This window comes from Pseudomonas sp. LBUM1668 (assembly GCF_059695715.1).
This window is the reverse complement of record NZ_CP166787.1, coordinates 1,157,477-1,172,084: the sequence shown is the minus strand read 5'-3', so window position 1 is coordinate 1,172,084 and position 14,608 is coordinate 1,157,477. Positions and strand designations below refer to the sequence as shown.

Annotated in this window: 7 protein-coding genes and 1 pseudogene; all 8 read left to right on the top strand. The window is 53.4% G+C overall.

The window, feature by feature from the left end:
- Nucleotides 1–48: 48 nt before the first annotated feature.
- The 8 genes and pseudogenes from ACA061_RS05095 (at nt 49) to ACA061_RS05060 (ending at nt 14,400) form a co-directional block, all read left to right on the top strand.
- Nucleotides 49–2,097 carry a type VI secretion system Vgr family protein gene (locus ACA061_RS05095; RefSeq protein ID WP_497300748.1) on the top strand — a complete coding sequence of 683 codons (2,049 nt, stop codon included), beginning with the start codon at nt 49–51 and terminating at the stop codon, nt 2,095–2,097.
- Entirely contained in the window at nt 2,098–2,970 is an 873-nt protein-coding gene (locus ACA061_RS05090) for a DUF4123 domain-containing protein (RefSeq protein WP_210701773.1), read from the top strand. It begins immediately after the preceding gene.
- Nucleotides 2,967–6,392, top strand: coding sequence for a toxin VasX (locus ACA061_RS05085; RefSeq protein WP_497300747.1), 3,426 nt, complete (start codon nt 2,967–2,969; stop codon nt 6,390–6,392). Before ACA061_RS05090 ends, ACA061_RS05085 begins: the two co-directional genes overlap by 4 nt.
- Nucleotides 6,385–7,572, top strand: coding sequence for a DUF6708 domain-containing protein (locus ACA061_RS05080; RefSeq protein ID WP_228734218.1), 1,188 nt, complete (start codon nt 6,385–6,387; stop codon nt 7,570–7,572). Before ACA061_RS05085 ends, ACA061_RS05080 begins: the two co-directional genes overlap by 8 nt.
- 155 nt (nt 7,573–7,727) lie before the next feature.
- Nucleotides 7,728–9,707: pseudogene (locus ACA061_RS05075) on the top strand (type VI secretion system Vgr family protein); the annotation flags it as partial.
- Nucleotides 9,708–9,727: 20 nt separating this feature from the next.
- Nucleotides 9,728–10,525 (top strand): DUF4123 domain-containing protein, encoded by a 798-nt coding sequence (locus tag ACA061_RS05070; protein ID WP_497300746.1) that lies wholly within the window; start codon nt 9,728–9,730, stop codon nt 10,523–10,525.
- Nucleotide 10,526: 1 nt separating this feature from the next.
- Nucleotides 10,527–13,535: a type II toxin-antitoxin system RelE/ParE family toxin gene (locus ACA061_RS05065; RefSeq protein WP_497300745.1), complete on the top strand. Its 3,009-nt coding sequence runs from the start codon at nt 10,527–10,529 to the stop codon at nt 13,533–13,535.
- Nucleotides 13,528–14,400: a tetratricopeptide repeat protein gene (locus ACA061_RS05060; RefSeq protein ID WP_497300744.1), complete on the top strand. Its 873-nt coding sequence runs from the start codon at nt 13,528–13,530 to the stop codon at nt 14,398–14,400. The genes ACA061_RS05065 and ACA061_RS05060 overlap by 8 nt, the downstream gene beginning before the upstream one ends.
- The last annotated feature ends 208 nt before the right edge of the window (nt 14,401–14,608 follow it).

Below are 14,608 nucleotides of genomic sequence, written 5' to 3'. Positions count from 1 at the left end.
CTTTTGCGGGCGTCGACGAGCGCCGCTGCACAGCACGAGGAACAAGGGATGTTCGCGCCGGCCAATGAAACCCACTTTGCCCTGACCATCGAAGGTCTTTCCGCTGATTTCCAGGTGTTTACCCTGCAAGGTCGGGAAGCCATCAGCCAGCCTTTTGTGTTCGAGGTGGAGCTGGTCAGTGAGCAGCCGTCGCTGGACCTCGAAACCCTGCTGCACAAACCGGCCTTCCTGCAACTGTCGCCCGACGGCAGCGGCATTCATGGCCAGATCTACCGCGCCGCGCAAGGTGACTCAGGCAAACGCCTGACCCGTTATTCGGTGACCCTGCGCCCGCAACTGTCGTACCTGGCGCACCGCGTCAACCAGCGCATCTTCCAGAACCTCACAGTGCCGAAAATCATCGGCCAAGTGCTGGAAGAGCACGGCATCCAGAGCAACGCTTACGAATTCAAGACCGGTTCGATCTACCCCGAGCGCATCTACTGCGTGCAATACGACGAATCCGACCTGCATTTCATCCAGCGCCTGTGCGAGGAAGAAGGTATCCACTACCACTTCCAGCACAGCGCCACGGCGCACAAACTGGTGTTCGGCGATGACCAGACGGTGTTCCCGAAACTCAAGCCTGTGGCCTATCAGCAAGACTCCGGCATGGTCGCCAGCGACCCGGTGATCAAGCGCTTCGACCTGCGCCTGGAAACCCGCACCAGCCGCACCACGCGCCGCGATTACGACTTCGAAAAACCACGCCTGACGCTGGAAAGCGAAAACCGTGGCGACGCCCTGCCCGACCTCGAAGACTACGATTACCCGGGCCGTTTCATCGACCGCGAGCGCGGCAAACACCTGGCCAAACGCGCCCTCGAACGCCACCGCAGCGACTTCCAACTGGCTGAAGGCAAGAGCGATCAGCCGTTGCTGGTCAGCGGCCACTTCCTCGCGCTGACCGCGCACCCGAAAGCCAAATGGAACGACCTCTGGCTGCTCACCGAAGTCCTCCACGAAGGCAAACAGCCGCAAGTGCTCGAAGAGTCGGTGACCAGCGACACCACCGCGCTCAAAGACGATTTCCATCAGGGCTACCGCAACCGCTTCCAGGCCACCCCGTGGGACGTGCCGAATCGCCCGCCCCTGCGCCACCCGAAACCGCGCATTCTCGGCAGCCAGAGCGCCGTGGTCACTGGCCCCAAAGGTGAAGAAATCCACTGCGACCAGTACGGCCGCGTCAAAGTCCAGTTCCACTGGGACCGCGAAGGCCAGGCCGACGACAAAACCAGTTGCTGGCTACGCGTCTCCAGCGCCTGGGCCGGCGCCCAGTACGGCGGCATCGCCATCCCGCGGATCGGCATGGAAGTGCTCGTCACCTTCCTTGAAGGCGACCCTGATCAACCGCTGATCAGCGGCTGCCTGTACCACAAGGAAAACACCGTCCCGTACGCGCTGCCGGCGAACAAAACCCGCAGCACCTTCAAAACCCTCAGCTCCATGGGTGGCGGCGGCTACAACGAACTGCGCATCGAAGACAAGAAAGGTCAGGAACAGATTTACCTGCACGCCCAGCGCGACTGGGACGAGAACGTCGAGCATGACCAGAAGATTAGGGTTGGCAACGAACGACACGACACCGTGGAGAAGAACAGCTACAGCGAGTTCAAGGCTGAAGAACACCACACGGTTTATGCCGATCGCAAAGTTGAGGCGCGGGCGAATGATCACCTCACCGTGGGCGTCAATCAGCACATCAAGATTGGGACTGGGCAGTTCATCGATGCGGGGCAGGAGATCCACCTGAGCAGCGGTATGAAAGTGGTGCTTGAGGCGGGGGCGGAACTGACGCTCATTGGCGGCGGTAGTTTTATCAAGATTGATGCTGGCGGCGTGACCATGAGTGGGCCGGTGATCAACATGAACTCCGGCGGTGGACCGGGTAGCGGCACGGGGGCTGCACCGTTGTTGCCGGGGCCGTTGAAGCAGGCGGATGCGGATAAGGCTGGGCAATTGCTGGTGCCGGCCCAGCGGCAGGCGTTGATGCAGAAGAAGCCGATTTGTGCGGTGTGTGAAGCCGCCAAATTAGCCGCGCAAAAGGAGGCACAGTAAATGATCGAACTACCGCCGCTCCCGAGTGATCTGCCATGGAAAACCCCAGCCTATCTACTGCTGGATGGCGTCAGTGTTCCCAACCTCGCGCAGCAATTGTTTCAGTGGGACAACCAAGCCTACAGCCTGTACCAGTCCACTCGCTGGCAGGAGCTGGCAGATATCTCCCCCTATTTGATTGCTCTTAAAGGCGCCAACGATCCGCTATTGGCGTACTTCCGCGAGCACGCGGCCCTTGAATGGGGTTATTTACTGTTCAGTGATGCCGATGCTCACCAACTCTGGAGCCACTTGCGCCATCTGCTGACTGTAGAGCACCCCAGTGGTGTGGAGGTCATGCCACGTATTGCCGACCCAGCAGTCATGCGCCCGCTGTTCGCACTGGCGGAGCAAGCCAGCAGTGCCCGTTGGTTTGGTCCGGTTACGCACATCTGCCTGCCGGATGGAGTGGCGGCTGAATGGCATCGACACCAGCGCCCCGATCCCGCAAATGCCGAACCCGATACCTATCGTTTGACGGATTCAGAACTCACGGCGTTAGGCGAAGTCGAGTTTCGTAATTTCGTCTCAGGGTTGAGCGAGCATCTGCAGACTTATTTTCCAGACTTTATGTCATCCTTTGCAGGGCCTGCGCGTCGTCAGTATGCGCAGAAAATTGCAGATGATGCGTATCAGCAAGGCTTCGCCTCTGAACAGGAAATAACACTTTACGCGAACGTTTTCGGGTATTTGGCCGGTGAACCTGTGACTGAACACCCAGATATTTTTCTCCTGCTGGCGGAGTCAACACCAGAGGCGCCATTGAAGCGTCTGGAGCGCGCGGCCGAATTAGCAGAGAACCGTGCCATTGATCGACAAGGAAGCCCATCGTGACTACCCAGCAACCGCCAAAACCCAGCGCTAATAACGCAGCGATGGCCATGAGTGCGAAGGACACCCGCGTTCCCATGGGTGAGTGCCAATTGGCGAAGAAAAAAGTGCAGTTACTGCCGCTGCGTTTTGGACTGGTTGAGTATCTCGATCCGAAGGCTGAACTGGCCATGCCATTTCAGACGAAAAGCCAGCCGCTGGGTATCCGGCTGTTACGCGACGGCTACTTGTACATAATCGACGGCTCTACTGGCTACCTGCACGAATACCGCGTCGAAAGAGGTCAAATCACCAAGCTTTTGTGGAACAGTCAGGAAGTATCGGGCGACACCCGAACCAGTTCTATTGGTGAACCACACTTGGTTTTCCCTCGCAATCATGCGTTGTACGCCAGTTACTCGGAAATTCAATGGACGGCCTTCAAGTGCTCTCAAGTTCTCAGATCCAAGGATGAACGAAAGCGCTTAATGCAGTCCGTCGAATTGGCCAGTGTCTGCCCTGAGAAGGGAGGTAAAAGTCTGCTCAGCAAAATGCAGGCAAAAAAATGGTTAGCCGAAGTGGCTGAGAACGAAACCCGGGCCATGGCGCTGCCTGAAGGTGCCGACTCCGAAGAGAGCAAACCCTACAATTGGGAATATGAGCCGCTGTTTCAAAATACGGCGATAGAAACACTGACCAGCAAAGTACAGGGCCCGTACAAGGATGATTATCTGTTCCTGGTGCTGCGCGACGATATTGGTGTCATGCGAGATCTTGCCAGCGCACAATTGAAAGTAGCTGACTGGCTTGGAAAATGGAGTGCCGACGATAAGTGCCAGGCACAGTATCTTACCGGATCCTACATTCAGTCTTTGTATGATGTTAATGCCTCACGACTGACTGCCCTGAGCGGCACAGATCCCGACGTCAAAGCGCTGAAAGACGAAACTAACGAGCAACAACAGTCAAAAATCTACGACTACCTAAAGGCTCGTCGCGACCATCGTGACCCTGGTGTGTATGGCGATGAGTCTCAGTGGCGAAAAGCAGCATTGACCAACCCTTACGCGAAGGCATTTGTCGATATGACCGATGCAATGGGGCAGCCGCTTTATCGCAAGCACCAAAGCACAATCAATACGCTAAGCCTGCAAACGTGGGAGGCCTTACATGGCAAGGATCTTGGCCAGCGCGGTATCGCGAATCTTGTCAACCGAGAAGAAATGGAAACATTTGTTACTCGCCAGCAAAATCTCCTCTCACATTGGAACAAGCGACTAGGAAAAATACGCGAAGATCGCTTGACGATGTTCACTGACGGACTCTTCCACCGGGCTGCGTGGTATTACGACTTTCATCTTGATGCCCAAATCGAGCATCGTTTGAAAACCGAGTTCGTCTGCGTGGCAGCCATGTGCCCCGATAGAAAAGCAGTTGAAAAGCTCGCCACCTATTTAGAATCGAATCTGTTAACAGTCGTACCTGGACTCGACACGTTAGGACTGATAGATCAAATTGATATTGCTAAGAAACTCGTTGACCTGAGCAATTTGGCTGTTGGCATTTTGTCAGCGAAGGAAAATTTGGTAAATGCCGACGCGCTTGGCAATCAATTCAGTAGTTTGGTCTCTGCGCGCCTACCCAATTACGCAAAATTGAGCACTCAATTCGCCGGTTTGCAAAGCATGCTTACTGAGGCGTATAACCCGGCAACCCAACTAAAGGCTGCTGATCAACTGGAAAAAGCACATGATGCATTCAAAAGAATGCAAAATATTGACCCAAACACCTATATACGAAATATCGGCAGCCCCGCACGATTGCAGTTGCTACGCGAATTTTCCACCAAAGGCCTAACTTTACGGGCAGCAACGGCCACGGAGATCGCTAATTACAATCAGGCCAGCGAACAATCACTAAGCTTGCGTGATCAATTGAGCGCGACCTATAAACTGCGGAATCGGGAACTGATGCTGCAATCATCAGGTTCAGCCCAAGCGGGCAGTGAGGCTGTTTACCAGCAGCGAATTGACCAACTGAAACTACAACTGATACCTCTGGAAGAAAAGCTAAGTGGTGCCCTAGCAGTGGGAGGTAACAGCCCCGCACAAATTGGCACCGTCATCGATGGCTTAGACCCACAATTACGTGCGGAAATGGACAGGACAGTTAGAGATTTTCGATCAATGGGAACCTTTAATAAACCTCTGAGCGGAGCCTTAAAGTCGAAGGGAGACTTACTGGCTTTTGGACTGTTCATCATTCAGGGACAGAAATTCATCGAGGCAGTGAGCACTCTACTTAAAAAAGACAAAACCTCCTTGTCAGCGAGCGATGCCTGGTCTTTTACTGAAGCGTTTGTTGGTATCGCTGGCGCCGGATTTGCCACAGTACAGGGGCTTTCAGTTACGATTTTCCAAGCGCACATTGAGGATATGGCAAGTACGGCCGGTAAGCTAAATACTATGACTCGACTAGGTCGCTGGGCTGGTGTCGCGGGCATCGGCGCTTTCGGTTTTAGTGTGTTATCTGCTTCACTGGATTTGCGCAAACACTCTATCCAGTGGACGAAAGCACTCGCCCAAGGAGATTCCAAAGGGCTGGGTGCCTCAACGCTACAAATTAGTGGCGACGCAATATTGATCGGCGCGGGTACATGGGGAGCCAAGCATACTGGCTCTATTGTTAAAACCGTAATAAAAACACCGACTGAAATGCGTGTATTTGCTTGGGCAGAAGCAAGCCCAGAATTGGTGTCAATTGGTGCACGCGCTAATTTGATTGGTTTAATAGGCACAGCTCTGCAGCTGATCGGTGAAGGACTTTATAATTATTTCAATTTAGACGAACTGCAGAAGTGGATGCAATCCAGTGCATGGGGAAACCAGACAAAGAATCGTAGTACCCAAGATGAGTGGAGCGAGTTGGCAAAGGTGGTGCAAAAGCCCACTTGCGAACTCATCCGCGATGAGAAGCAGACCTATTTGAAACTGATCCTCCCGGGTGTCAGCACGAAAGAGATGGATAGCCGTCAATTACAGTTACTTGCGTACCAGCAAAAACGTGATGCTCCAATGCGAGGGGGATACAATCCAAATCTCCCACCACTACGCTGGCAAGAAAGTACTGCCACTTGGGCCACAAGGTTTATGGTCGCCAGCAAAGGAAATGAAGCACTGACACTCAAACTCCCTATCAGTGACTCCTTGCAAACTTCCGACTTTGCTTTAGCCTTCAACATTGGCTATCAATTGGAAGCAGAACGCGATTTGATACATCGCACCTGCTTCGTTTTAAAGGATTTACGAATCACCACGAGCTATGGAGTACGAATCCCTACCAAGGGCAAGTACACACTCGATCCTGTTGATACTTTGCCGAGCGGGACGGGAAAAGGCACGTTTAAAATATTCAAGAAAGAAGAACTGGCGACCGTCGATGTTTAAAAATATTTTCAAACGCAGTGACAAGCTTTCAGAAACACTAGATGCGCCGGACATTAAAAGTCAGCGACCCTGTGCGGGCGAGATTCGCACAGGAAGATTAAACGAAACCTTATTCTTAGCCCCACTACCTGTTTACACCGGACAAACACAAGGTTCTAGCCGTAACTTTTCCGACATAAATGACGTATTCCTTGAGATAGGTGGAAGCAACTGGGGAATGGTTGAGCAAGGAAAAATACTCGCTGCGGCTATTTGGATGGCGCTGTTTACAGCCTTCATAATGCCTAGCCTAGTAATCCTTGCCGGCGTTATTTTTTACCCTGAAAATTTTCCTGAGCCGCTTACAGATCTAATTACCTTTTTACAGGTGACGACTAGTGTTTCTCTCTTATTCGCCATACCAATAGGAGCCTATTTATATGGAATGTTTTCCGACGTAATTTTTTCTCCAAAAAAATATCCAGTGCGCTTCAATCGCCAACGTCGTGAAGTTTGCTACGTTGACCATAATACTGATCGCGTACTGGTGGTGCCATGGGAGGGCGTGGTTGCTTGGGTCGCAAAAACCCAAGGTATCACCAGCTATGGCGCGACACGCCAATACACCTTTGGGATGGCTCTTGAGGATGCCGAACAAGACAAAGTGCAGTTTCTTCTTCTCCCACAGCCCAGTGACGCACACGCGCTAGGGATGTGGACATCAATCCGAAACTACATGGAAGACGGACAGATAGTAGATACGCCGAACCCAATGCTAACTGCTTTGGGACTTACTCCGACAGGTGATCGCCTGAAATCATATGAAGGGCTGCACACTTTTGAAATCGAGCGCGATGACGCTCGCTGGATGTGCAATTCGAACGACGAAGGGGCCAAACTTACGGACAAGGAGCGTGAGCATTATGGTTACCCCAAGCGCACACCGTGGCCATTACGTCGTTGGTACATCTGGCGCGTGCTGAGCTTTTGGAAAATGCCTTACATACTGGCCGAGTGGAGCTACCGGAAGGGAGGTCGCGCTCTACCGGAAAAAGTAGATATTTGGTCCCAACCCTTGCCGAAAGAACAATGGGCAAAACCAAGCCCTGCATTGATAAACGCCAATCAGGCGGTAAAAAACGCAATGGATAAAAAAGGCGCAACGTTTGTTGAGGCATGCAAGACCGCCGGTCTAATTTAAAGAAAAAAGTGGCACATAATGGGATCAGTTTTTTCCTTAATTGGAAAAATAAAGCATGTCAGAAGTTATCGCTTTTATAACTCGAAAGACCATGTTTACTCGGTCAGTTATATCATGCGTTACTTTGATACCGAAAACATGATCCGCTCTCGGTAAAGCCTTTTCTCTTTGAGGTGGAGCTGGTCAGTGAGCAGCCGTCGCTGGACCTCGAAACCCTGCTGCACAAACCGGCCTTCCTGCAACTGTCGCCCGACGGCAGCGGCATCCACGGCCAGATCTATCGCGCCGCGCAAGGTGACTCAGGCAAACGCCTGACCCGTTATTCGGTGACCCTGCGCCCGCAACTGTCGTACCTGGCGCACCGCGTCAACCAGCGCATCTTCCAGAACCTCACAGTGCCGAAAATCATCGGCCAAGTGCTGGAAGAGCACGGCATCCAGAGCAACGCCTACGAATTCAAGACCGGTTCGATCTACCCCGAGCGCATCTACTGCGTGCAGTACGACGAATCCGACCTGCATTTCATCCAGCGCCTGTGCGAAGAAGAAGGTATCCACTACCACTTCCAGCACAGCGCCACGGCGCACAAACTAGTGTTCGGCGATGACCAGACGGTGTTCCCGAAACTCAAGCCTGTGGCCTATCAGCAAGACTCCGGCATGGTCGCCAGCGACCCGGTGATCAAGCGCTTCGACCTGCGCCTGGAAACCCGCACCAGCCGCACCACGCGCCGCGATTACGACTTCGAAAAACCACGCCTGACGCTGGAAAGCGAAAACCGTGGCGATGCCCTGCCCGACCTCGAAGACTACGATTACCCGGGCCGTTTCATCGATCGCGAGCGCGGCAAGCACCTGGCCAAACGCGCCCTCGAGCGCCACCGCAGCGACTTCCAACTGGCTGAAGGCAAAAGCGATCAGCCGTTGCTGGTCAGCGGCCATTTCCTCGCGCTGACCGCGCACCCGAAAGCCAAATGGAACGACCTCTGGCTGCTCACCGAAGTCCTCCACGAAGGCAAACAGCCGCAAGTGCTGGAAGAGTCGGTGACCAGCGACACCACCGCACTGAAAGACGATTTCCATCAGGGCTACCGCAACCGCTTCCAGGCCACCCCGTGGGACGTGCCCAACCGCCCGCCCCTGCGCCATCCAAAACCGCGCATCCTCGGCAGCCAGAGTGCCGTGGTCACCGGCCCCAAAGGTGAAGAAATCCACTGCGACCAATACGGCCGCGTCAAAGTGCAATTCCATTGGGACCGCGAAGGCCAGGCGGACGACAAAACCAGCTGCTGGCTCCGCGTCTCCAGCGCCTGGGCCGGTGCCCAGTACGGCGGCATCGCCATCCCACGCATCGGCATGGAAGTGCTCGTCACCTTCCTTGAAGGCGACCCCGATCAACCGCTGATCAGCGGCTGCCTGTACCACAAGGAAAACACCGTCCCGTACGCGCTGCCGGCGAACAAAACCCGCAGCACCTTCAAAACCCTCAGCTCAATGGGTGGCGGCGGCTACAACGAACTGCGCATCGAAGACAAAAAAGGTCAGGAACAGATTTACCTGCACGCCCAACGCGACTGGGACGAGAACGTCGAGCATGACCAGAAAATCCGCGTCGGCAACGAACGCCATGACACCGTCGAGCAGAACAGCTACACGGAATTCAAAGCCGAAGAACACCACACGGTTTATGCCGATCGCAAAGTCGAAGCGCGCGCCAACGATCACCTGACGGTTGGGGTGAATCAGCACATCAAGATTGGGACTGGGCAGTTCATTGATGCCGGCCAGGAAATCCACCTCAGCAGCGGCATGAAAGTCGTGCTTGAAGCGGGGGCGGAACTGACGCTCATTGGCGGCGGTAGTTTTATCAAGATCGATGCCGGCGGCGTGACCATGAGCGGGCCGGTGATCAATATGAACTCCGGCGGTGGACCGGGTAGCGGCACGGGCGCTGCGCCGTTGCTGCCGGGGCCGTTGAAGCAGGCGGATGCGGATAAGGCTGGTACGGTGTTAGTGCCTGCCATGCTCAACCCATTTGTACGAAAAAGCGTTCAAGGCCTCCCCCTTGTTCCGATCTGTGGAAAGCAAGCCAATGGCGCTTGCTCGCGAGAGGTTTGCCCATGTCTGAATGGTTAAGTCACTTTCTTGAACAACCCGTGGCCACCACGCCATCGGGCAGCAGTGGAAACCGCACCCTGTATGGCATCATCGACAGCGTTCGCCAGCCTCGGGCTCTGGAAAAGCTTTACCAACAGTCCGGGTTGAATGGTGTTGAAAAGCTGTTTCAGGACACGCCGTTTGCCGAAATGAATGATGTCAGTCCGATCTGGCTACAACTGACACCTGGAAGCTCCGCCGCCGCCCAAGCCATTGAGCTATGCCGCGACAACCGCGCCGGCATTTTGCTGACCTCGCGTGAAAAGCCGGAGACCGCGCTATTGCATGCTCGTCACCTCCTGCGCATGAACGACCCGTCTCATGGTGACTCGCTGGCGCGCTACTACGACCCGGCATTCTGGAGCGCGCTGGCGCTGACAGTACCCGCCCGAGCTCTGTTCGGCCCTTGGGCCAGCGTCTACACCCCGCCCGCCCACAGAGACGATCAACAATGGCGTGTTTGGGAACAAACAGAAAAAGTTGATGCCTCTAATGGCGAACAAAAATATCCGCTGCACCTGAAGGGCGACACGCTGATAGCGTTCGATGAGGTGCGCTGGTGGTACTGGATTCGAGCCCGCGAAGCCGAATCGACCAACAGTTTGCCGAATGAACAACTGCCGGGCGTGTCCGAAAATTTGCAACTGCTGGTGGATCACGGCATAGATGAGGGCCGCCACCTTGAGCGTCTGTTGCCGCACTTGAACCAACGCCCGTTGCGAGCACGCGCCGACGTAATGAACGTGCTGAGCAGCGATATGCCGGCATTCGAGAAAGTACAACAACTGGAAGGCTGAAATGACAGGTATGTCCGAACAAACACCCGCGCCAGAACAATCACCTGTTGTCATTCCGGCCGATCCACCAAAAAAGACTGCCGACGCGGAAACGTTCTGCAAAGACAAGAAGCCGGGCTGCAGCAGCAGCTATGACGACATCATCTACGTCACCGGTCAGCGCCGTTTCTGGCTGTTGCCCAAGCGCACGTCCGAGAAACTCAAGGAAAGCGTCAGCCTGCTCAAACAGAAAACCGTCAACGCTGATAAAGCCACGCGCATGAGCAACATCGCCGACGCGGGGTTGATGGACTACTTCCTCACGCCCAGCCCGGAGGCTTTTCTCGAAGCAGACGACCGTAGCAGTTACCTGGCGTCTAAATCGGCAATCCCCGAAGACACGGCGAAAAAAGCGCAATGCCGCAAGGATTGGGACGCGGCAAAAGCCAAGGGTGACAGCGACGCGACGATGCACGCTGAGCGCGAGTTGTTCGCAGCTCAGCAACGCATTGATAAAAACAAGGAGAACATGGAAGCGTTGGAAAAAGTATCCGACGCCAGCGCAAAGGAGTTGGGGTACAAGCGAGAAAGCGGAGTTTTTTATACGCCGCGTGCTTTAAAGGCTCGCGATGCAATCGACAAGTACATTGAAGAGCGCGACAAAGCAAAAGCTCACGGCTACAAAATGTTCGATCCCGGCAGTAAAAAGATTGCGTCGGCGTGGGAGCATCTGAAGGACTATAAGGCGCTTCACAAAAAACTCATTGAAACCGGCGAGATCGACGAAAAGAAACTCAAGGGTGTGCAGATCAACATCCTCGCACTGAAAGACCTGATGTCCCCATACATCAATGCCATCGTGGAACTCGCCGAGTGCGGGGTGGCGGTTCCCGAGTTCGCACTCAGCCCTGATGACCAGTACGCAGGTACCGAGGATTTTCAGGCCTTTATCGAACTGACAAACAAACGCGATGAGCTTGAGAAAAAAATCGAAGCGCGTTATTCCCAATGGGTCTCGGCTTCCGGTGGCAAGTCAGCGCCACCCGGAGTGCTCTTTGTCAGCTTGCAAAAGCAGTGGTACGACCTGAACACAGAGGCTGAGCGAATTCAGAGCACTGCCGAAGCACGCGTTCGAGCACTCAAACCTCCCCGCCTGTTCCTCTGGGACGCGGAGAGCTACAAGCCAAAACCCCTCGAACGCCTGGCCAAAACCAACATTCCCCTGCGCGAACTCAGCAGTGCTTCTTCCACGTCGATCCTTAACCACATCAGCCTGAAACATCTGGCTCAAGCGGGTGGCAACGCGTTCCAAGGCCAACTTAAAGAGCTGGCGACCAGTTTGCCCAAGTCGATTGCCAAAGAAGCAGACGACGATCGTGTGTTCAGTGATTGGCTGGATCAGGAAGGCGCACTTCAGTTCGATGAGAAAGGCCCATGGTTCGATGAGCATGGCCTGTTCCTGCCAGAAAAATTCTTCGCTGCGCTGGAAGCCAAAGGCTACAAAGTCGAAAGCATCAAAGCCGAAGCCAAGAAAAAAAGCTGGGGCGAAAACCTCAAAGCCCTGGTTTTCGAAGACAAACAGCTTCGTAACCTCATGCTTTTTGACAACAGCCCGCAGGCTCAACTGGTGCGTTGCCTGCTTCCGGAAGGTGCCAACCTGCTGACCGAAGTCAAAATGGAAGGACCCACGTTGAAAAGTGGCAGTCCCCAACTCGCGAACGTTGAGGTCGCGCTGGATGTGGCTGCATGGCGAGGGGAAGTGACGTTGCTGAAATTCGAGTACCCCAAACGGGCCAAGGCCGAGCCTTGGACCGCTCAATACACCGCCCACGACGGCAGCGTTCGCAGTGTCAACTTCGGCAAATTATCCCTTGATCTGGAAGCCAAGGCCTGGGGATTCGCCGGTGCGAGCCTCATGCTGTCGCGCGATCTCACCCTCGATCAAAAAACCGGTTACACCAGCCTTGTCGGTGTAGACCTTGCCGAAAAATCCGGCGACCTCGCCAAGTACGAGATATTCGCCGGCGCCCAGGCCGGATGCAAAGTCACCGGCAAACTGTTCTGGTGCCCGCCACCCAGCGTCCTCCCCCCTGCCCCAGTACCCAATCGCGTATTAGCCAACCAATGGCGCCCGTTGGCCAAACTGGAAGTCGAAATGGCGGTTGCACTAGGCGCAGGCATCTCGGGCGATATGCACCTTCGCATGCAAAACGGACACCTTTTGCTGTCGATCAAAGGCTCACTGGTCTGGGGTGCGGGTGTTAAAGGTTATTTGACCTTTGAAGTGGGCTACGACAGCATCGTCGCATTGACGGAACTGGTGCGACAGGAAATGGCCGCGAACCAATACAAGGATCTCGATTGGGTAGATAAGGAAGCCTCAGCCTATATGGAAAAACTGAGTTTCCTTGGCGCCACAGGTATTGATGTCGTATTTGCGTATGTGCGTGGGTATGCAATTGTTAAAGAGATTTTTGATGCGCTGACCGAAGGGGATCGGGGTGGGCAGATTGCGTATACGTTAGTTAGAGATAAGAACCCGCAAGTGATACGGGACTGGGTGATCAATCTTCAACCCCAAGCGCTGGGCCCACTTCTTTTAACTTTGAGCAACGCTCCACAGGCTTTCACTTCTGAAGATGAAGAGCAAACTGAAGCCTTCGACGAAGATCAAGCGTATCTTCTTCAACAGCGAGCTATTGAGAAGTGCTTAACCTGGATTTCGGCCAAACCTAACGCCTCTCTTCAATTTGAAGAAGCGATCATTTGCATGAATAGAGACGGGGCGCGGCCAAGTCAGGCTGGGTTCGTTTACTGTGCAAATAAGCTAAAGCTGGACACTTTTATGGCTGAGGGCGTTTTGTCTTTACAAGTTGGTGCAAACGAAATGAGAAAACGTTATCGATCGCTAGTTTCGACTATGGGTGCTCGCTTAAACGGCCATTGCAGTTATCAGACAGAATACAAAGGACCCGCTTTCGCCCCCGTCCAAAAAATCAAAAGCACCTACAAAGGGCCAAACATTGATTAAGCAACTTACTTTTTTAGTTTTCATGTCATTGGCGCTGTGTGGAACAGCAAGCGCTGAACTAACTTCAACACAAAAAAATGCTAGGGATAAGGGTATCGCCATTTTCCATCAAAGTGACTGGTACGATTCCCAGCCTCTGTTGGAAATTGCAGCAGAAGCAGGAGATCGTGACGCCCAATATTATTTGGGAGAAGCGATTAGACTCAGTCAACGCTACACCACTCCAGAAGCAAAAAAATGGTATGAAGCATCAGCCGAACAAGGAGCCTTATACGCAATGCTTCGATTAAGCAATAAAAATGACTTATGCGGAAGCATGGATACTTGCGCTAATAAAAACGGGATTGATTGGCGAGAACATGCTCTGATTACCGCTCAAGAAAGAGCAAAAAAAGGCGATACAGAGGCAATGACTGTTCTATTTACGGCCGGCCAGGGTCTGTCATGGCTAGAGAAAGCGGCTGAAGCGGGTGACAGTTATGCCCAACAACTGTTGGCTAGCGCTTATAAAAGTGGCGCTGGATGGTTCTTGATTCCGGGCAGTAGAGAAAAAGCAATAATCAAATGGTTTAAAGCATCATCTGAAGGTGGCAACCCAAGAGGCATGTTCCTCTATGCGAACTATTTATATGACCATAACGGCAGTAAAGAAGATATAGCATACTGGGTCAAAAAAGCAGCGGAACACAGCCACATAGATGCAGTGGGCACCTACGCATACAAAGTTTCAGACCCATCTAACGAACTAGGTTACCCAGAAAACCTGGCTGAAGCTTATGGCTTGACGCTTTTACTTTCGAAACTCGAGGCAGGTACAGCACCTGAAGATGCGAACAGACTGCTCCCAGAGTTAGAAAAAAAATGAGCCCTGAAGAAATAAAAAAAGCAACGGAGTTCTCTAAAGACTGGGAAAGATCTCACGCGCCTTTATCTTATTTTGATCCCATTTACGGTTACTAGTCATGCCGCTACAATCAGAGAAAAACCAACAACACAAAAGAGATGGGTTTATTTAATAAAAACTACAATTAAATAAACCCATCCTATTTTGCTGCCCCTTTTTACCCGCCTCA

Coding starts and splice junctions, on each gene's coding strand:
- ACA061_RS05095 (WP_497300748.1), top strand. CDS start 49: ATGTTCGCGCCGGCCAATGAAACCCACTTTGCCCTGACCATCGAAGGT.
- ACA061_RS05090 (WP_210701773.1), top strand. CDS start 2,098: ATGATCGAACTACCGCCGCTCCCGAGTGATCTGCCATGGAAAACCCCA.
- ACA061_RS05080 (WP_228734218.1), top strand. CDS start 6,385: ATGTTTAAAAATATTTTCAAACGCAGTGACAAGCTTTCAGAAACACTA.
- ACA061_RS05065 (WP_497300745.1), top strand. CDS start 10,527: ATGACAGGTATGTCCGAACAAACACCCGCGCCAGAACAATCACCTGTT.